The 19,212-nt window shown below is 67.3% G+C and carries 19 protein-coding genes; 12 read left to right on the top strand and 7 right to left on the bottom strand.

The features are described from left to right. Positions 1 to 84 precede the first annotated feature (84 nt). The 5 genes from AB0300_RS07930 to AB0300_RS07910 form a co-directional block, all read right to left on the bottom strand. A complete protein-coding gene (locus AB0300_RS07930; protein WP_025102874.1) occupies positions 85 to 594 on the bottom strand; it encodes a DciA family protein in 510 nt (169 codons plus the stop codon). Further along, the gene (gene recF, locus AB0300_RS07925; RefSeq protein WP_366215798.1) at positions 587 to 1,801 is read right to left on the bottom strand and encodes a DNA replication/repair protein RecF; all 1,215 of its coding nucleotides are present in this window, start codon (positions 1,799 to 1,801) and stop codon (positions 587 to 589) included. The genes AB0300_RS07930 and recF overlap by 8 nt, the downstream gene beginning before the upstream one ends. Positions 1,802 to 1,853: 52 nt before the next feature. Further along, positions 1,854 to 2,996: a DNA polymerase III subunit beta gene (gene dnaN / locus AB0300_RS07920; protein WP_025102872.1), complete on the bottom strand. Its 1,143-nt coding sequence runs from the start codon at positions 2,994 to 2,996 to the stop codon at positions 1,854 to 1,856. A 482-nt stretch (positions 2,997 to 3,478) separates the two neighbouring features. Next, positions 3,479 to 4,870, bottom strand: coding sequence for a chromosomal replication initiator protein DnaA (dnaA, locus tag AB0300_RS07915; RefSeq protein WP_062765903.1), 1,392 nt, complete (start codon positions 4,868 to 4,870; stop codon positions 3,479 to 3,481). Positions 4,871 to 5,053: 183 nt separating this feature from the next. Next, positions 5,054 to 5,689 (bottom strand): hypothetical protein, encoded by a 636-nt coding sequence (locus AB0300_RS07910; protein WP_025102870.1) that lies wholly within the window; start codon positions 5,687 to 5,689, stop codon positions 5,054 to 5,056. A 152-nt stretch (positions 5,690 to 5,841) separates the two neighbouring features. On the opposite strand from AB0300_RS07910, the gene AB0300_RS07905 reads away from it, so the two are divergent. From AB0300_RS07905 to AB0300_RS07850, 12 genes are all read left to right on the top strand, one after another. Then, positions 5,842 to 7,125, top strand: a complete 1,284-nt coding sequence (locus tag AB0300_RS07905) for a hypothetical protein (RefSeq protein ID WP_157544401.1) — start codon at positions 5,842 to 5,844, stop codon at positions 7,123 to 7,125. Next, positions 7,122 to 7,613 (top strand): hypothetical protein, encoded by a 492-nt coding sequence (locus tag AB0300_RS07900; protein ID WP_029989164.1) that lies wholly within the window; start codon positions 7,122 to 7,124, stop codon positions 7,611 to 7,613. Before AB0300_RS07905 ends, AB0300_RS07900 begins: the two co-directional genes overlap by 4 nt. 129 nt (positions 7,614 to 7,742) lie before the next feature. Further along, positions 7,743 to 7,880, top strand: a complete 138-nt coding sequence (rpmH, locus tag AB0300_RS07895; RefSeq protein WP_022879826.1) for a 50S ribosomal protein L34 — start codon at positions 7,743 to 7,745, stop codon at positions 7,878 to 7,880. A 6-nt stretch (positions 7,881 to 7,886) separates the two neighbouring features. Next, positions 7,887 to 8,237: a ribonuclease P protein component gene (gene rnpA / locus AB0300_RS07890; protein ID WP_081811539.1), complete on the top strand. Its 351-nt coding sequence runs from the start codon at positions 7,887 to 7,889 to the stop codon at positions 8,235 to 8,237. Then, positions 8,234 to 8,584, top strand: coding sequence for a membrane protein insertion efficiency factor YidD (gene yidD, locus AB0300_RS07885; RefSeq protein ID WP_062765898.1), 351 nt, complete (start codon positions 8,234 to 8,236; stop codon positions 8,582 to 8,584). Before rnpA ends, yidD begins: the two co-directional genes overlap by 4 nt. 3 nt (positions 8,585 to 8,587) lie before the next feature. Continuing rightward, entirely contained in the window at positions 8,588 to 9,658 is a 1,071-nt protein-coding gene (gene yidC / locus AB0300_RS07880; RefSeq protein WP_060921330.1) for a membrane protein insertase YidC, read from the top strand. After that, entirely contained in the window at positions 9,655 to 10,146 is a 492-nt protein-coding gene (locus tag AB0300_RS07875; protein ID WP_025102865.1) for a R3H domain-containing nucleic acid-binding protein, read from the top strand. Before yidC ends, AB0300_RS07875 begins: the two co-directional genes overlap by 4 nt. A 24-nt stretch (positions 10,147 to 10,170) precedes the next feature. Then, positions 10,171 to 10,818 (top strand): 16S rRNA (guanine(527)-N(7))-methyltransferase RsmG, encoded by a 648-nt coding sequence (gene rsmG, locus AB0300_RS07870; protein ID WP_062765888.1) that lies wholly within the window; start codon positions 10,171 to 10,173, stop codon positions 10,816 to 10,818. 3,148 nt (positions 10,819 to 13,966) lie between these two features. Beyond that, positions 13,967 to 14,890 (top strand): ParA family protein, encoded by a 924-nt coding sequence (locus AB0300_RS07865; protein ID WP_025102863.1) that lies wholly within the window; start codon positions 13,967 to 13,969, stop codon positions 14,888 to 14,890. Further along, on the top strand, positions 14,890 to 15,864 hold the full coding sequence (locus AB0300_RS07860; protein WP_025102862.1) for a ParB/RepB/Spo0J family partition protein: 975 nt from the start codon (positions 14,890 to 14,892) through the stop codon (positions 15,862 to 15,864). Before AB0300_RS07865 ends, AB0300_RS07860 begins: the two co-directional genes overlap by 1 nt. A gap of 61 nt (positions 15,865 to 15,925) precedes the next feature. Then, positions 15,926 to 17,374, top strand: coding sequence for a sugar porter family MFS transporter (locus AB0300_RS07855; protein WP_197426474.1), 1,449 nt, complete (start codon positions 15,926 to 15,928; stop codon positions 17,372 to 17,374). A gap of 9 nt (positions 17,375 to 17,383) precedes the next feature. After that, positions 17,384 to 17,719, top strand: a complete 336-nt coding sequence (locus AB0300_RS07850; protein ID WP_025102860.1) for a hypothetical protein — start codon at positions 17,384 to 17,386, stop codon at positions 17,717 to 17,719. Between the two features lie 110 nt (positions 17,720 to 17,829). Here the strand turns inward: AB0300_RS07850 and trxA are convergent, their stop codons facing one another. Both trxA and trxB read right to left on the bottom strand, forming a co-directional pair. Beyond that, complete coding sequence (trxA, locus tag AB0300_RS07845; RefSeq protein WP_025102859.1) at positions 17,830 to 18,153, bottom strand: thioredoxin; 324 nt, start codon at positions 18,151 to 18,153, stop codon at positions 17,830 to 17,832. A 68-nt stretch (positions 18,154 to 18,221) separates the two neighbouring features. Then, a complete protein-coding gene (gene trxB / locus AB0300_RS07840) occupies positions 18,222 to 19,196 on the bottom strand; it encodes a thioredoxin-disulfide reductase (protein ID WP_025102858.1) in 975 nt (324 codons plus the stop codon). Positions 19,197 to 19,212: the final 16 nt, after the last annotated feature.

The raw sequence follows: 19,212 nt of genomic DNA, 5'->3' as shown, positions 1-19,212 counted from the left end.
CCATTCTAGCCGGGTTTCGAGTCGAAATGCCGCTCAACGGCCGCGTGTGGCCCTCTGAGCGTTTCGGACCCCTTGCATGGTGCCCTACCCGTAGGTATCGCGCGGGCCCCGCCCTGGAACGGCTCTGGGACCCCATTTCCACGAGGGGACGTCCGGTCCGATGAAGCGGAGGTTCTCCACCCCCGCCTCCGGATACCGTCGTCCGATCTCCGTGAGGATGGTCGCACGCATGAACTGCAGGTTCTTCGCCCACGCCGTGGAATCGCACTTCACGGTGAGCAGTCCCCGCTCGAGCGACACCGGCTCCGAGTGCTTCGCGGTGTCCGCTCCGGCGAGGTCGGCCCACTGCCGGACGAGGTCCTCCCGCGCGAGCGTCGTCTCCCAGCCGGATTCACGGGTGAGGGTGTCGAGGACCGCACCGAGGGTTCCCGGATCGCGTCCGGGAGTGAACGGCGCGTTGTCGTCGTCGACCGAGATCCGTCGCTTGCGCTTCCAGTTCTTGGCGCTCGGCTTGAGCCCGCGCAGCCGCAGATAGGTGGCGACGGTCTCCGGCGCCTCCGCCGGGGCTGCGCTGTCCGTGACGACGTCAGTCATCCTGCGCACCCTCCTCTTCCTGCGACCGGTCGCGCTCGTCGGTGATGGTGCCCGCTGCGATGCGCACGACGTGGGCGTGGAGCACATCGGGGATATCCTCCTCCACCGCGGCAGTCACCACCACCTGCTCGTAGCCCGCGGTGAGGGTGGCGAGGCGCTGGCGCCGATCGGCGTCCAGCTCGGCGAAGACGTCGTCGAGGATGAGCACCGGGTCGCCGGCGGGAGACTCGCTGCGCAGCAGCTCGGCGGATGCCAGCCGCAGAGCGAGCGCGACCGACCAGGACTCGCCGTGCGAGGCGTAGCCCTTCACGGGAAGGTCGCGGACCCGCAGCACCAAGTCGTCCCGATGGGGTCCGGTGAGGGTGAGACCGCGGTCGAGCTCATTCGATCGTTTGGCCGCCAGCGAGGCGCGGAACATCTCGGCGATCCGGCGGGAGTCTCCGCGCACGTCATCCACGGGAGTGGGGCCGTCGGCGGCGTCCCGATCGTCGTCGTCCTCCGGATCGCTGCCGGCGACGGACAGGGCCCAGTCCAGTTGCGGTCGGTGATCGGCGCCCGCAATCGCCGCATAGGCATCGGCCACCGGCTGCTGCAGATCGGAAGCCAACCGCTGCCGCGCCGTGATGATCTCCGATCCCAGCGAGACGAGCTTGTCGTCCCAGACGTCCAGGGTGCTCAAGGCCTCACCGCGGATGCCGCGCGCCCGCGCCGACTTGAGAAGGGCGTTGCGCTGCTTGAGCACGCGATCGTAGTCGGCCAGTACCGCGGCGAGGCGCGGGGTGCGCTGGATGAGGAGTTGATCGGCGAACCGGCGCCGAGCCGACGGGTCTCCACGGACGATCTGGAGGTCTTCCGGCGCGAAGAGGACGACGTGCGCGTAGCGGGGGAGCTCGTTGGTCTTCGACGGCGAGCCGTTGATGCGCGCCTTGTTCGACCCCTGTCGATTGAGCTGTACCTCGACGAGCACACGCCGCTCACCGTGGGAGAGCCGCGCACGGATGACCGCGTAGTCCTGGCCGTCCCGCACCATCGGAGCGTCGGACGACACCCGATGCGACCCGAGCGTCGCGAGGAAGACCACGGCTTCGGCGAGGTTCGTCTTGCCCTGGCCGTTCCGCCCGACGAGGACGTTCGGCCCTCGGTGCAGGGCGAGTTCCGCGGTCGCGTAATTGCGGAAATCGACCAGGCTGAGGTGCTCCACAATCACGGAGCCAGCCTACCTTCCGGGTCGGACACTCCCTCGGGGCGAGAGCTCGCGCTCAGCGCAGGAGGAGGTTGGGCTGCAGCAGGTACTTGAACGAGTCCAGGCCCGCCTGGTCGACCGAGGTCTGGCTGGTGATGAGCACGGGGCTGAGCTTGTTGGCGTTGTCGCTGGAGGTGAAGGTCACCCGCACGAACTCGCTCTTGACCGCGCCGAGCGCCTCGATGAGGTACTGCGGGTTGAGCCCCAGGGTCACCTCGTCGCCGCCGGAGAGGATGGCGTCGACCGACTCGGAGGCGCGGGCGTGCTCGCTACCGGAGGCGTCCATCGTGACGCTGTCGGTCGAGAACGTGAAGCGCAGCGGCGCGGCGCGGTCGAGCACGAGGGACACGCGGCGGACGGCCTCGATAAGGTCGGCGGTGTTGACGACGGCGTAGTGGTCGGTCTGCTCGGGGAAGAGGCGCCGGACCGGGGGGAAGTTGCCCTTGATGAGCAGCGAGGTCACGGTCTTGTTGCCGGCGGTGAACGCGATGATCTCGCGGTCTCCGGCCCCCGAGAACGCGATCTGGATCGTGCCGGCGTGCCCGAAGGTCTTTCCGACCTCGACGAGCGTGCGAGCGGGGACCAGCGCGGTGGCCTCGACGGCTTCTCCATCCCACGGCACGTCACGGAGCGAGACCCGGTAGCGGTCGGTGGCGACGAGGCTGAGGGTGTGTCCGGTGACCTCGAGCTGGACACCCGTCAGCACCGGAGTCACGTCGTCACGGGATGCGGCGAAGCCGACCTGGGCGATCGCGGTGCCGAATTCGTCGGCCGGGACGACGCCGGAGGATCCGGAGACCTCGGGAATCGACGGGTATTCCTCGACCGGCATGGCCGCGAGGGTGAAGCGCGCCGAGCCGCAGGTCACCGCGATCCCGCCGTCATCCTCCACGGCGATCTCGATGGGGGCGTTCGGGAGGCGGCTCGCGATGTCCGAGAGCAGGCGGCCGTGGACGAGGATCGTGCCCGGGGTCTCGACCGTCGCCTCGATGGTGGTCCGTGCGGAGGCCTCGTAGTCGAAGGCCGAGAGCGTGAGTCCCGAACCGTCGGCCTCGATCAGCACTCCGGCGAGGATCGGCTGCGGATTGCGCTGGGGGAGCAGCTTGACGACGAAGGACACAGCCTCGCTGAAGACATCGCGGTTGACCTGAAACCTCACGGGTGCTCCCTTGTCGTCGAACATGACGGGTCGTCGTCGGGCCCTGCCTGTGCAGGGAATCCCATGCTAGCCCCACAGTCCTGCGCTTCCCTACGCCGGAGGACTTGTGATGCCCCGGACCGGTTCTCCCCACCGTCTGGTGATCGGATCGCACCCTGAATGACTTAACTCCTTAACGGTGTTAACACCTGTGGATACTGTGGATAAGTCGGTGGAAAGCAAGCGCGAGTAAGGAACTACACACTTGTCACTTGTGGAGACCCTGAGGAATCCGCGGGTGGACGAGGGTCCGTCGCGATCAGACCGTCCCGCGGTTATCCACAGGTTTCCCCGATCGACACACATCTGCGTCGGCGCGTTCCACGGTCATCCACAAGTTATCCACATGTGCATAGACGTATTTATCCGGCGGTCAGGGACCTGTCAAACGCCGAAGGGACGCCCTCCGGTGTCGGATGGCGTCCCTCTCGTGCGCTCAGGCGTCAGCGACGACCGAGCTGCGTGGTGATCTCGGTCACCTGGTTGTAGATCGAGCGGCGCTCCTTCATGAGCTCGCTGATCTTCTTGTAGGCGTACATGACCGTCGTGTGGTCCCGGTTGCCGAAGAGCTGCCCGATCTTCGGGAGGGAGAGGCTGGTGCGCTCACGGCAGAGGTACATGGCGATCTGCCGTGCGGTGGCGATCTGCTGCGAGCGGCTGGAGCCGTAGAGATCGTCGACGGTGAGCTTGAAGTACTGTGCGGTCGCCGTGATGATGTCGGTCGGCGAGATGATGTTGTCCTCGGCCGTGTCGATGATGTCCCGCAGCACGGTCTGGGCGAGGGAGATGTCGAGGGCCGAGCGGTTCAGGCTCGCGAACGCCGAGACGCGGATGAGTGCGCCCTCGAGTTCGCGGATGTTCGAGGACACGACCGTGGCGATGTACTCGAGCACCTCGTCGGGGATGTGGAGGGCTTCGCTCTGCGCCTTCTTGCGCAGGATCGCGATGCGGGTCTCGAGGTCGGGTGCCTGCACGTCGGTGATGAGGCCCCACTCGAAGCGGCTGCGCATGCGGTCCTCGAAGCCGGTCAGGTGCTTCGGCGCGACATCGCTCGTGATGACGACCTGCTTGTTGTGATCATGCAAGGTGTTGAAGGTGTGGAAGAACGCCTCCTGCGTCTCCGCGCGCCCCTGGAGGAACTGGATGTCGTCGATGAGGAGGATGTCCACGTCGCGGTAGCGCGCCTGGAACGCGGCACCGCGGTTGTTGGCGATCGAGTTGATGAAGTCGTTCGTGAACTCCTCACTCGACACGTACCGCACCTTGACCCCCGCATAGAGGGACTGCGCGTAGTCGCCGATGGCGTGGAGGAGGTGGGTCTTGCCCAGTCCGGAGTCGCCGTAGATGAAGAGCGGGTTGTAGGCCTTGGCCGGCGCTTCGGCCACCGCGACCGCCGCGGCATGGGCGAACCGGTTGGACTGGCCGATCACGAAGTTGTCGAAGGTGTACTTCGGGTTGAGGCGCGACTCGTGACGCACGGCCGCGGGCTGCTCCATCGGGGACTCGGCGCGCACCGGTTCCTGCCGACCGAAGTCCGCCACGGCGATGGGGGCGGTGGGCTGCTCGGCCAGTTCGTGGTTCACGACGACCCGGTACGAGGTGACCTCCTCGCCGATGTGCGCGAGGGCTTCCATGATGGGCAGCCGGAGGCGCTTGTTGATCTGGGCCGCGGTGAGGTCGTTCGGCACCTCGAGGTAGAGCGTCGCCGACATCACGCCGGCCGGTACCGCGAGACTCAGGAACCCCTGGAGCTGGGGGGTGACCCGGTCGTCGGCTTCCAGCAGCTCCTGCACCGTGGTCCAGATCGGGACTTCGGGCTGGGCTGATGAGGACATGGTGCTCCGGACGATGTTCGGGAAGGGAGCGCGGGAGAGGCTGCCCTGTGGATAACTACGGATGCCCACGCTAGTCATCGTCGTCGGGAACGGCAACCTGCCGCGGAGAATCAAGCCCCGTGGCGGCTCGGTCGCGTGGCCGGGGTTGTGGATAGCTCCTGTGTGGAGCGGAGGCGAGTGCTCTCAGTCGGCGTCGTACTCGCAGCTGACCGTGCCGGAATCCGACGTCTCCTCGACGACCAGCTCGTCGTTCCAGTAGATCTTGCATCCCACCGTCTGATCGTCGCTGTCGGTGGGTGCCGTGATCGTGATCCAGGCCGACGACTCCGACGTGGTGTACTGCGCGTTCCCGACCGCCGGCCAGGGGAGGGTCCTGGTCTCGGTGTCGCTGCTGAAGGTGGCTGTCACCCCGGACTGCGGTCCCGTTCCTTCGAGGAACACCTTGTTCAGCGGGGGTGACCAGAGTCCGCTCAGGAAGACGATCAGCAGGATGAGCGCGAGGAGGAGGGCGGCGAGGGCGGCTGCCAGCCCGAGACCCGCCGTGCGGCGCTCGTCCGAAGGAGCGCGGCGCGCGCGGCGGGCAAGGACGATTCCGCCGATCGCGGCTGCGGCGCCGAGGACGAAGACGGGGATCAGCCAGGGATTCTGGAGCGCGTAGTACGGAACGGCGAGGGCGACCAGGAGGATGAGAGAGACGACTCCCGTGGCGATCGCCGCGGTGGGGAGCGTCCGAGTCCGCCTGCCGTCGCGGGTGGTCTCGGAACCGGAGTCGGAATGGGTCTGCTGGTGGGTCATCGCGGCCTCTCGCTGGGACAGCACTTCCCGCTCATCGACGGTTCGAATAGCATACCCGGGGGGATACGGACGTCCTCCGGTTCGCATGGTCGACCGGATCGATGCCGCCCTCATTCGACGAGACGGGGGGATGAGAAGTGGCCGGATACGCCGAGCTGGACGAGATCATCGGAAAGATGAAACGAGCCGCCATCGACTGTTGGATGGCGGACCAGGGCTTCGACCCCGTGTGGGGGAACGAGGGCACCTACGCGAAGTGGGGCTGGGCCCCGTATCAGTACTTCCGGCCCGAAGCCGACGGCTCCGGCGGCGGTGAGAGCGTGGGGTACGGGGACGGTGTGTCCTGCGTCGCCCAGTTCGACGCCATCCGTTCCACGATCGACGGCCTCGTCGAGCGGTGGCGGAATCTCCCGGACGGTTCCGCGTGTGCCACCCCGCAGAGTGCCGCCAACGCGGCGGCAGCTCAGCTCGGCGCCTCGGGGACGGATCCGAACGCCATGGGCGGGAGCGATATCGCCACATCCAACGGGACCGTCGCCGAGGTGGTCCTGAACCGGATGGACGGGAGCTTCCGGGATCCCTTCGTCGACAAGTACTACACCCAGTTCTCGGCGGTGCACCCGGGCATCGGGCAGGCCGCGAAGATCCTCCAGGCGAACTACGCCGCGTGCGGGGCGATGTGGCCGGCGGTGGGTGACGACGTCGCGACGATCTGCGACAGCGCCCGGGTGGCCTGGGAGACCCAGGCGAAGAACTCGTCGGCGGCGACCGCGACGTTCCAGTTGACGGTGCTCGCCGCGGTCGCCGGTGCAGTGGGATCGATCGTCACGGCGGGCGCGGGAACCGTCGCTGCCGTCGCCGGTCTGGGCGGTGTGGCCTTCGCGGCGAACACGGCCCTCGCCGGCATTACCGCCAATGCCGCGATCTCGGGGAGCTCCTACGACACGATCCTGAAGTCCCTGACCGACGCGCTGAAGAAGCTGGACGAGACGATCACCGCCCAGGAGAAGGCGCTGGCCACGATGCTGACCTCCGCCGAGTCGACGATCCGCGGTGATCTCGCGAGCTACAACCTCGACGCGTCCACGCTGGGCGAGTATCCGGTCCGCGACGGGGCGATGCGGATCGACAAGACGGACGCGAACATCGTGTCACGCAACATGGGTCGGATCGAGGAGACGCTGTCCGGTGCCCGATCGGCGCTCGGCAGCGCACCGGCCAGTGCGCCCACGCCGCGAAGCGCGGGGATCGGCTGGTCCTCGAACGGAACGCACGCAGAGGCGACCGCCCTGCATGCCCTCGTCGTGCGCTGCCTTGACCTGACGATCGCCGAGTACTCCCGCGGCCACGACCTGTTCGACGCGACGGTGGCGGATTACTTCCAGACCGATGCGAACGCGGAGCAGACGGTGCGGACGCTGCTGGCCGATGAGCGCCTGAGCGCGGATCTCGGGGTGTGACGGCCATGGAGAGTCGGCATCTCGGACCCATCCTTCTCGACGGCGGCGCCGGCGGCGGCGCCATGGAGGAGACGATCGACTTCGCGGGAGAGCAGATCCGTGCGCGACTGGAGATCGACTATCCCGACCGGCTGACGCAAGCGGCCGTCGACGACATCGATGTGATGCTCGATCACCCCCAGGTGGCCGATGGCCTCGCCCGGGACACCATCGCGTCCGCGCTGCGCCGGGAGGACTCCGCCGCGGCGCAGCTCTTCCAGGCGTGGGAGGGTGCGCGATGGGGGAGGGACAGCTCGGAGGAGGAGTTCCTGCGGGCGCTTCGGCCTGTCGCGATGACCATCACCCCGGATGGTGGAAGGGTGAACCCGGACCGTGTGGTCCTCGCTTACGGGGTCGGTGACGGCTCGGCGACCGGCCTGGTGACGGTGCGCCTTCGGCAGTGGGCGCCGCCGGAGGTGGATCGCACCCTCGCGCGCGGGGCCGCCTAGGCCGTGACAGGCAGATTTGCCCTGTGCGCCGCCAAGACGTACCCTTAATCGGTTGACTTATGCCTGTACGGCAGTTCCCTATGTCTCCGGTCGAAGTGAATCCGGTGGCAGCATTCCCGGAGTGATCTCATGAGCAAGCGCACCTTCCAGCCCAACAACCGTCGTCGCGCCAAGAAGCACGGCTTCCGTGCCCGCATGCGCACCCGCGCCGGCCGTGCCATCCTCTCGGCACGCCGCGCGAAGGGCCGTACCGAGCTCTCCGCGTAAGCAGCTGTGCTCGCCCGCCCGTTCCGTTTGACCCGCGGGAGCGACTACCGACTGGTCGTTCGACGCGGATCGCGTTGTGGCGGGGCCCGCGTCCTCACCTCCATGCTGGCGACCGGTGAGAGCAGAGCAGCGCGTTTCGGTTTCATCATCAGCAAGCAGGTGGGCACCGCTGTGGTGCGCAACACCGTGCGCCGGCGACTCAAAGCCGTCTGTGCGGAGGCGCTCCCACGTGTTCCTCAGGGCACGGATGTCGTCATCCGTGCCCTTCCTGCGTCGGCGACGGCGTCGTATGCGGAACTCCGCAGTGACGTGCACCGCTGTCTCGCGCGGCTCGCGCCCGTCGAGGCCACATCATGACCGCCTTGCCGGCGTCGTCGGTGGGCACGGGAGAGATGCGCGGACGCGACGTGCTCCGGAGCATTCCGCTCCTTCCGCGCAACGCCGTGCTGACCCTTCTCGCGGGGTACCGCAAGGTGGTCTCGCCGATGTACGGGGACGTGTGTGCGTACTACCCCTCCTGTTCCGCCTACGCTGTAGGTGCGGTGCAGCAGCACGGCGCCGTGCGGGGGGCTCTGCTCTCGGCGTGGCGCATCCTCCGCTGCAACCCCTGGTCTCGCGGAGGCGTCGACGACGTCACACCGCATCGACACTTCCGCTACGACCTGACCGCACACGGTTTCGTCGTCCCCTCCCGAAAGGACTGATCGGTGGGTCTTGACCTTCTGTTCGCCAGTGCCACCCCCAGCCCGGAACCGGCATCCGGCGGATTCGATCTGCTCGGCACGATCCTGTGGCCGCTGAAGTGGGTCGTCGAGCTCATCCTCGTCGCCTGGCACTGGCTGCTGACGGCCGTCGGTCTCCCGGCGGCGTCCGGCATCACCTGGGTCCTCTCGATCGTCGGCCTCGTGATCGTGGTCCGTGCAGCGCTCATCCCGCTGTTCGTGAAGCAGATCAAGAGCCAGCGGAAGATGATGGAAATCGCTCCTGAACTGCGCAAAGTCCAGGAGAAGTACCGCGGCAAGAAGGACCAGCTCTCTCGCGAGGCGATGAGTCGCGAGACGATGGCGCTGTACAAGAAGCACGGCACGACGCCGATGTCGAGCTGTCTGCCCCTGCTCGTGCAGATGCCGATCTTCTTCTCGCTCTACAGCGTGCTGAGCGACGTCAGCAAGCACGCGACGCAGGGCGTCGGCGGTGTCGGGCTGCTGAGCGCGGAACTCACGCAGGAGTTCTACGACGCCAAGCTCTTCGGGGTCGCGTCCCTGCACGAGAACCTCGGCAACGCGATCGAGGCCCAGAACGTCACGGCGATCATCATTCTGATCACCCTGGTCGTCCTGATGATCGCGTCGCAGTTCTTCACGCAGCTGCAGATCATCTCGAAGAACCTCTCGCCGGAGGCCAAGACCGGCCAGGCGTACCAGATGCAGAAGATCATGCTCTACGTTCTGCCGCTGGGCTTCATCTTCTCCGGTGTCTTCTTCCCGCTCGGCGTGGTCGTGTACTGGTTCATCTCGAACCTCTGGACCATGGGGCAGCAGTTCCTCGTCATCCGTGAGATGCCGACTCCCGGTTCCGAAGCCGCCAAGGCCCGCGAAGAGCGGCTCGCCCGCAAGGGCAAGGCGATCGACTCCTCCGGCAAGGTCGTCCCGATGGCTGCCTACGAGGCCGAGCAGCAGCGTCTGCTCGAGGAGGCTGAGAAGGCGAAGGCGGCGGCGCCGAAGCGGCAGCAGCCGGTCGGCAAGAAGCGTGCGAAGAAGAAGGGGAACGCGTCATGAGCGAGGTCGTGACCGGGAGCACAGAGCCCACTGTGGCGCAGCTCGAGAACGAGGGGGATGTCGCGGCGGACTACCTCGAGGAGCTGCTCGACATCGCAGACATCGACGGTGATCTGAACCTCGACGTCCGTCAGGGTCGTGCTTACGTCTCCGTCGAGGCCGAGGGTGACGGGCTCGCGCTGCTCTCCGCTCCCGATACGGTGCAGGCGTTGCAGGAGCTCACGCGTCTCGCCGTCCAGAACAAGACCGGCTCGTTCTCGCGCCTCATCCTCGACATCGGCGGATCCCGCGACGCGCGGCGCCGTCAGCTCGTGACTCTGGTCGAGGCGGCGGCCGCGAAGCTCGATGAGGGCTCGTCGCAGGCCTCGCTGCCGGCGATGTCGAGCTATGAGCGCAAGCTGGTCCACGACATCGCCGCCGAGCGCGGGCTCGTTTCCGAGTCGTACGGCGAGGGCGCGGACCGGCACACGGTCCTGCGTCGGCACTGACGCGCGGAAGGCGAGCGCTGGCACGTGTCCGAGACGCAGGACTTCGGCGAGAAGACCGTCGAGCAGGAGCCGGCCGTCGCTGCCCGGATCTTCGGGGAGCGCCTGCAACTCGCTCGACGGTTCACGGACTCCCTTGCGCGTGAGGGGGAGGAGCGGGGCCTGATCGGGCCGCTGGAACTGCCGCGCTTGTGGACGCGCCACATCCTGAACAGCGCGATCGCCGCGCCCCTCTTCCACGGCTCCGTCGCGGATATCGGGTCCGGGGCCGGACTGCCCGGTCTGGTGCTCGCGATCGCGCGGCCCGACGTGTCGTGGACCCTCGTGGAGCCGATGGAGCGTCGGATCAATTGGTTGACCGAGCAAGTGAACGACCTGGAGCTCACGAATGTCACCATTCTCCGCGCTCGTGCCGAGGACGTGCGTGCGAAGGGCGCCTTCGATGTCGTCACGGCTCGTGCGGTGAGCGCATTGCGGACCCTGATCCCTCTGACCGCTCCGCTGGTCCGCGATGGTGGGGAACTGGCCCTGTTGAAGGGGATGAACGCCGCGAACGAGATCGAAGCGGCACGGAAGCAGATCGCGAAGTTCAAGCTCGCGGATGTTCGGGTCGAAGTGCTGGGCGAGGGGTTGCTCCCGGAGACCACTCGAGTCGTCCGCGCCTCCGTGCGCTGAAGACGTCGCCGTCTCCCGGGACACGGGGCTGACCCGGGGTCCTACCGTGCCCCCATGTTTCCGGCGCCGTCGATACGTCGCCGGGAGATCACTCTCCATGGGGCGATGTCGTGCGATCACGTCCGTAGGCCGCTCCGCTGCGGTTGCGGCTGTGTTCGTCCAGATCGAAGTCGGAGCAGTCGTCGTTCACCGCGCCCCGCGAAGGTTCGTCCTGTCGTCGCATCGATTGAGCCGCTGCGCGGATCGATGCGCCAGGGCTGGGAAGCGCTGAGTCGGTGCGCCGCGCAATGGGCGTGAATCCGACTGGCTGCGGCGAACTGGACGGGTCCGGACGTCTGCATGGCGCGTGTGAACGCTGCAGTTCGGGTGGTCTACGGCAGTTGTTTCACGTGAAACAGCTTCATTTCCGCACCGTTGGCCGAGGCGGATAGGAAAGCGATGCAGGGGAGTAGGTAACCGTCACACTGCCGTGCGCCGATGCGTCGACAGGTGTCGCTCTCGGGCCTCGGCGGGCACCTGAACGCGGATGGGCCGCGGCGCGATGGTGAGGCGAAGGTGTCACCAAGGCGGGGCGGGATGAGGCCCGTCCGGTTGAGGGGTGGGCGGTGCCCGTCGACCGTTGGGGGTAGGGTCGTCCGCGCCGTGGCTGTCGCCATACCTCGTCTTCCGGGAGCTGCCAAGGCAGGGTTCCCGTGCCCGCATGAGCAGGGCCGGGGCGCCCCAGAAGTTACCCACGCCACGTACCGTGCAGAACCACTCGTCACGAACGCCCGACACGATGTGTCGTGGGGCCCGCAATCCTAAAAGGGGCGCCCAGATGCGAGATCGGGTGGCAATGCAAGTTCTGCTCCGCTCGGCACGTCCTCGCGACGGCGGGCGGAGGACTGGCTGGCTCAGCCGGCCGGACGCATTGGCGAGAGGTGTGTGCGTCGCTTTGATGGCCCCCTGGCGACCCTGGTCCGTTTCATGTGGAACACGGGCGACGAGGTGTCCGGACTGCGGCTCACCGAGGGTCCGCGCGGCTCGATGGGCGTACGCAGGTGCGTCGTCGACAGGCGCAGCTTCTGGCATCGGGCCCGTCGGTGCGCTGAGGTCAGAGTCACGGGCCGACGTTTCAGTGAAACGGCAGGATGAATACAGCTGGGGGCCAAGCGCTGCTCTCGAGGGGAGATGTCGCCTCGCTGCCAGAGCCAGCGCGTACGGCTGTGCGGCGACGTAGGTCAGGGAGCGTGGAGCGCAGGGACGAGGGTTGGGAGCCGTGCGGCCGTTGCACGTGAAACGCTGGCGACAGCTGCTGGGTTACAGGGCTCTCAGTAAGCAGAGCAATCGCCTTGCTATCCAAGGGGCGTGCCTGGTCCGCAGGGGCGGGAGTTTGCAGGGAGTGCAGCACGCAGGGCCGAGCATCGGGGGGAGGGCTGTTTCACGTGAAACCATGACCGACAGCGGTTGACGGCCGAGGGCTGTGCGTGTGCGGGACGGCCGGGACAGTACCCAAACGGAGTGCCTCATGCTGCGAGGCGGCATGGGCCACCGGTGGCAGCACGTAGAGGCTGACGTCGGGCGTCATTCGGCGGTTTCACGTGAAACGGTTGCCGACAGCAGGTGTAGACGGACGACGGGCCGTGAGGTGACCAGCCGTGTCGCTAAGCAAGCCCAGCATCTGATGCTGCCCGGCGTCGTCGGCTAAGGAGCGCAGCGCGCAGAGCCGAGATCCGGGCGCCGTGCCGCTGGTTCACGTGACCACCCTCTCGGGTGCGGCGGGGGTCGGGGCGGTTGTGTCATCTGACGAAGCCCGGCACGCTGAGAGTCAGTTCGTCGTGAGCCGTTAGTCGTGGGGGATCGGTCGTGGGTTGCCCCGCGCTCACGGTGGTGCCCGCGGTGTTTGACACCGCTGGGGAGCGGTCGTCGGTGGGCGCGGGGGCTCCACTGGTGAGGGATTCGGCGTGGGCTGTCCGATTCTCTGGTTGTAGGCGGCAGTGACCACCCCGGCGGGCGCGGGCGAATGAGTTGTGCTTTCTGGGCCGGCGACTGCGTGGGTTTCATGTGCGTGACCGAGCGCCGAGGGATCGCCGTGATGTCGACGGGGTCCGCACGGGAGCTCGCGTGTCGGCTTGGGGAAATCGCGAGGGCATACCGTGGCGAGCACTCGTGCTGAGCTACTCGATTGGGGCGCGGCATGGAGGGCGCACTCCAGCGGGCGTCAGTGCTCGCGGTCTTCGACAGATCGCGTGACGCCGGCCTACTGGATCACCTGCGGTACTCAGCGACACGGAGTGAGCGCTCGCCCACAGGGGGCATCCCTGGGCGTTTCACGTGAAACGGCACCGAATGTGTGGGCTCATCGCCTGTCCCCGCGCATGAGGAGCAGTACGTTCACCGGACGCGTGGATCGCGTGCCGGGGGAGGGGCATGCGCCACTCCGGCCCGTGCGGCAGCGACGGGTGGAGGCAGGCGCGGTCGGAACACCAGGCGTACGCGGACTACGCCGAGTTCCTGGGGTAGACAAGGCTCGATGTGGGGGTTCAAACGACGTTGGCGTGGTGCGGGCGAGCTAGGCGGGTGCAGGGGGCTCAGACACGGACAAGGAAGCCGGCATGGGTGGGTGCTCCCGCCTGGCGGCCTGGCTCCGTGGTGGCTGTCTCGGTCTCCGATTGGGACCCGTAGAGGTGGGGCCTGCGTGTGCCGTAATGCCCATGTCCAGGCGCGAGCCCCGGGGGTCGGGGCCCTTACGGATCTTGGACTGCGGGACTGCATGGAAACACAGACGGGGCGGGGGAGGAGCATCTGCGGGGGCCGAGGAGAGCGTGCCAGGGCCTCGTAGCGCGACGGATCCGATGAAGAAGGAGGAGATGATTCGCGGACCTGACGGAAGCATGCTCCCGACCCGACGTGACCCGGGGGGGCCGCGGATGATGGCGAAGCCAGTTCCGCCCGTCACGCCGGACCACAGGCCAAAAAGGTGTGGCACCTAGGCCGATCTCCAGGACGGGAGGGTAGCCAGGCGTTTCACGTGAAACGTCCGTGTCCAGCGCCATGCGGTCCGTTCGGCGGACACGGCGCGCGAGGCACGCACCCTGCTGCCTGGTCGCGCCTGTGATGCGAGGTCCGTACCTGCGATTAGAGTGGAACGCGGCCCCGAAAGGAGTGGATGTTTCACGTGAAACAGTCCGAGAAGGCATCGTCGAACGAGTCGTTCGGGATGGATACACCCCTCGCGCGAGAAATCGCGGATCTCTCCGCCCGGCGCCGCGCGCTGGAAGGGGTCTCCGTCGAGTTCAGTGGCGACACCCGCATCCTGACGGTGTCGAATCAGAAGGGCGGGGTGGGTAAGACCACCAGCGCCGTGAACATCGCATCCGCGCTGGCGGGACTGGGCGCGAAGGTCCTCGTCATCGACCTCGATCCCCAGGGGAACGCCTCCACTGCCCTTGGGGTGCCGCACAACGCCGACACCCCGAGTGTCTACGATGTCCTCATCGACGAGTTCCCCCTTGCGGAGATCGTTCAGCCCAGCCCCGAGAGCCCGAACCTCTTTTGCGCGCCGAGCACGATCCACCTTGCGGGTGCTGAGATCGAACTCGTCGCGCAGGTGGCGCGAGAGCACCGCCTCCGCCGGGCTCTGGAGGACTACCTCGCGGAGCATCCGGTGGACTTCGTGATCATCGACTGCCCTCCTTCCCTCGGGCTGCTCACGATCAACGCTTTCACTGCCGCGAACGAGGTCTTCATCCCGATCCAGTGCGAGTACTACGCCCTGGAGGGTCTGAGCCAGCTGCTCGGCAGCATCCAGATGATCCAGAAGCACCTCAACCCGGGGCTGCATCTGTCGACCATCCTCCTCACGATGTTCGACGGACGGACGCGGCTGGCCCAGCAGGTGGCGGAGGAAGTGCGGTCCCACTTCCCCTCGCAGGTGCTGGACACCGTGATTCCGCGCTCCGTCCGTGTGTCGGAAGCCCCCAGTTTCGGCCAGACGGTCATCGCCTACGACGGTCAGTCCGCCGGGGCGATCGCGTACCGCGAGGCCGCCGTCGAAATCGCGTCGCGACAGACGCAGAGCAAGGAGAAATAATGGCGAAGCGCACTGGACTCGGCCGCGGCATCGGCGCCCTCATCCCGACGGCGGACCAGACCGAGCGTCCCGTCGACGTGTTCTTCCCCGGTGCGAAGATCGCTCCGACCCCCGAGGCTCCCTCCACGAGCGCCAACGCCGCGCCCGAGACCGAACTCGAGGCGGTGCCGGGGATCCACCTGATCCAGGTCGACCCGCAGGCGATCGTGCCGAACCCGCGGCAGCCCCGCACGCACTTCAACCCCGAGGACCTCGCGGAACTCGTGCACAGCGTCCGTGAGTTCGGCGTACTGCAGCCGGTGGTCGTCCGGAAGAACAGCGACGGCGAGTACGAGCTCATCATGGGGGAGCGGCGCACGCGGGCCGCCCGCGAGGCCGGACTCGAGGCCATCCCCGCCATCGTCCGCGACACGGCCGACGAGGACCTCCTGCGTGACGCGCTGCTGGAGAACCTGCACCGCTCGGAGCTGAATCCTCTCGAAGAGGCTTCGGCCTACCAGCAGCTCCTCGACGACTTCGGGATCACCCAGGAGGAGCTGGCCACGCGCATCGGCCGCTCCCGTCCGCAGATCAGCAACACCATCCGCTTGCTCAAGCTGCCGGTGCCGGTGCAGCAGCGGGTGGCCGCCGGCGTACTGACCGCCGGACACGCCCGCGCGATCCTCAGCGTGGACTCTCCGGAAGCGATGCAGCGTCTGGCGGACAAGGTCGTCAACGAAGACCTGTCCGTTCGCGCGACGGAGGAAGCCGCCAAGTCGCAGCCGTCCGCAGGGAAGACTCCCAAGCCCACCCCGGGTGCGCGGCGGGCCTACCTGGACGAGGTCGCCGGCAAGCTCGGAGACCGGCTCAACACGCGCGTCCGGATCTCCCTGGGTGCACGAAAAGGCCAGGTCACGATCGATTTCGCATCGATCCAGGATCTGAACCGCATTCTCGAGGAGCTGGGCGAAGAAGGGTACGGCTCCGCGCGGTGACCGCGCCCCCGGTCGGGGGTGACATAGACTCGCGTCATCTTGACGATGCGAGGGGGATGTCATGTCCAGATCAGCTGATCCAGCGAGTATCAAGCGTCGCGTGATCGCCGTCAGTATCGCGGCGGCTCTGGGCGGATTCCTCTTCGGATTCGACACCGCGGTGATCAACGGCGCCGTCGACGCTCTGGCCGGAGACGTCTCCGGTTTCGATCTGGGCACGGGCCTCAAGGGCTTCGCCGTGTCGTCCGCCCTGATCGGCTGCGCCGTGGGGGCCTGGTTCGCCGGGCCCGTCTCGAACAAGTTCGGACGAATCCCCGTGATGGTGGTCGCCGCGGCCATGTTCTTCGTCTCGGCGATCGGCTCCGGCCTCGCCTTCAGTGTCGTCGACCTCATCGTCTGGCGCGTGATCGGCGGCCTCGGCGTCGGTGCGGCGTCGGTGATCGCACCCGCGTACATCGCGGAGGTCTCGCCGGCAGCGATCCGCGGTCGGCTCGGATCGCTGCAGCAGCTCGCCATCGTCCTCGGCATCTTCGCCGCCCTCCTGTCCGACGCCCTGCTGGCGGGCATCGCGGGGGAGGCCGACCAGCCGCTGTGGGGCCTGACCGCGTGGCGGTGGATGTTCATGGTCGCGGCCATCCCCGCGCTCGTCTACGGACTCGTGTCGTTGCGGCTGCCGGAGTCGCCGCGCTACCTGGTCCGCAAGGGCGAGGTGAAGCGCGCCGCGGAAGTGCTCCAGACCGTCACGGGGACGATCGACACCGAAGCGAAGATCAAGGAGATCACGGGCACGATCGACACGGAGCGCTCCGAGTCGCTGCGGGATCTGCGGGGGAGCCGACTGGGGCTCAAGCCGATCGTCTGGGTCGGCATCCTGCTGTCGGTGTTCCAGCAGTTCGTCGGCATCAACGTCATCTTCTACTACTCCACGACGCTGTGGCAGTCGGTGGGCTTCGACGAGTCCAGCGCGCTCCTCACGTCCGTCATCACCTCCGTCACGAACATCGTCGTCACGATCGTCGCGATCCTCCTCGTCGACCGGGTCGGTCGTCGGATCATGCTCCTCGTCGGCTCGGTCGGCATGACGGTGACCCTCGGGCTCATGGCGCTCGCCTTCTCGTTCGGCACGCTCGACGCCTCCGGAACCGCGACCCTGCCCGATCCCTGGGCCACCGTCGCCCTCATCTGCGCCAACGGCTTCGTCGTATTCTTCGGTGCGAGCTGGGGCCCGCTCGTGTGGGTGCTCCTGGGCGAGATCTTCCCGAACTCGATCCGTGCCGGCGCTCTCGCCGTCGCCGCGGCGGCGCAGTGGGTGGCCAACTTCTTCATCTCGACGACGTTCCCGGCGTTCGCCGAGATCGGCCTCACCTTCGCGTACGGCTTCTACGCGTTCTTCGCGCTGCTGTCGTTCTTCTTCGTGTTCTTCAAGGTGCCGGAGACCAAGGGCCGCGAGCTCGAGGACATGAGCGAGGATGCGAAGGTGGAGCGCCGACCCCGTCGCGCACGCGCGTAGGCTGGAGGGATGACCGAATCCGTCCCCCGTCGCGCCAGCCTGGAAGTGCTGCGCGCCGAGGCGTCGGACGAACTCGCCGTCCTCGTCCAGGAGCGCCTTCTGGGCGGTGAGGACCCCTGGGAGTTCATGGAGGAGCTGCCCAGCGTCGACGAACTCGTCGTCTACCTGCTCCGTGCGGACAACATCGCTGCGAACGACGGTGTGCGACCCAACGCCGCACGACACTACCGGGTGCTGCGCCAGATCGCCCTCGAATACCCGGAGCTCACCCCGGCCGTCTGGGGGCTTCTGGATGAGAAGCAGCGACACCGTCGCTGGGACCCGCGCATCGCTGACGCCTCCTGACGCCGATGCTCCTCGTTCTCTCCTGATCCGTCGCTGACCGGTACGGGCGGCGCGGAGAATGCGAAAAGGGCCGCACCCGGAGGTGCGGCCCTTTTCGTGGTCGTGGGGGATCAGCCGAGGAAAGCGGCGAGATCCTGCTCGAGGGCGAACTTCGGCTTGGCGCCGATGATCGTCGTCTTGACCTCTCCGCCCTGGAAGACCTTCATCGCCGGGATCGACGTGATCTGGTACTTCATGGCCAGCTCCGGGTTCTCGTCCACGTTGAGCTTGAGGATGGTGATCTTGTCGGGGTTGTCGGACTGGATCTCGTCCAGCACCGGCGCGACCATACGACACGGACCGCACCACTCGGCCCAGAAGTCCACCAGCACGGGACCATCGGCCTGCAGCACGTCCTGCTCCCAGGTCGCCTGGCTCGTTGCCTTTGCACTCATCAGAGTTCTCCTTGTTCGAGGTTCGCCTGTTGCAACAACGGGCGGGGGGAAAGTGTTCCCGGCCGTGGTCAGGCCGTGATGACCTCGGCGGCCTCGGCCGCGGGGACCTCGACGGAGGAGTCCTCCAGGTCTGCGAGGAAGTGCTCGGCGTCGAGGGCCGCGATCGTGCCCGTCCCGGCGGCGGTGATGGCCTGGCGGTAGGTGGGGTCGATCACGTCGCCGGCGGCGAAGACTCCGGGAACCGACGTGCGCGAGGAGCGACCGTCGACCCAGATCGTCCCCTCGGGCGTGAGCTCGAGCTTCTCGTGGACGAGGTGGGTGCGCGGGTCGTTGCCGATGGCGATGAACAGGCCGTCGAGGGGCAGGTCGCGCAGCGAGCCGTCCTCGGTGGAACGAAGCTGCACGCCCGAGACGGCGTTGTCGCCGAGGATCTCCACGACCTCGCTGTTCCACACGAACTCGATCTTCTCGTTCGCGAAGGCGCGCTCCTGCATGATCTTCGAGGCCCGCAGGGTGTCCTTGCGGTGGATGACGTACACCTTGTCCGCGAAGCGCGTGAGGAAGGTGGCCTCCTCCATCGCCGAGTCACCGCCGCCGACGACGGCGATCGTCTTCTGACGGAAGAAGAAGCCGTCGCAGGTGGCGCACCAGGAGACGCCGAAGCCGGAGAGACGCTCCTCGCCCTCGATGCCGAGCTTGCGGTAAGCGGAACCCGTCGCGTAGATGATGGTCTTCGCCTCGTGGGTGGCGCCCGAACCGAGGGTGACCTTCTTGACGGGGCCGGCGACGTCGAGCTCGGTGACGTCGTCGTAGAGCACCTCGGTGCCGAACTTCTCAGCCTGCTCCTGGAACTTGGCCATGAGCTCGGGGCCCTGGATGCCCTCCGGGAAGCCGGGGTAGTTCTCCACCTCGGTCGTGTTCATGAGCTCTCCGCCGACCTCGACGGAGCTCGCGATGAGGAGCGGCTCCAGGTTCGCGCGCGCCGCGTAGATGGCAGCCGTGAATCCGGCGGGGCCGGAGCCGATGATGATGACCTGACGCATGTGATCTCCGTTAGAA

This window comes from Microbacterium sp. NPDC078814, assembly GCF_040702645.1.
Taxonomy (GTDB): domain Bacteria; phylum Actinomycetota; class Actinomycetes; order Actinomycetales; family Microbacteriaceae; genus Microbacterium.
The sequence above is the reverse complement of the archived record's forward strand: the minus strand, read 5'-3'. Positions and strand labels throughout refer to the sequence as shown.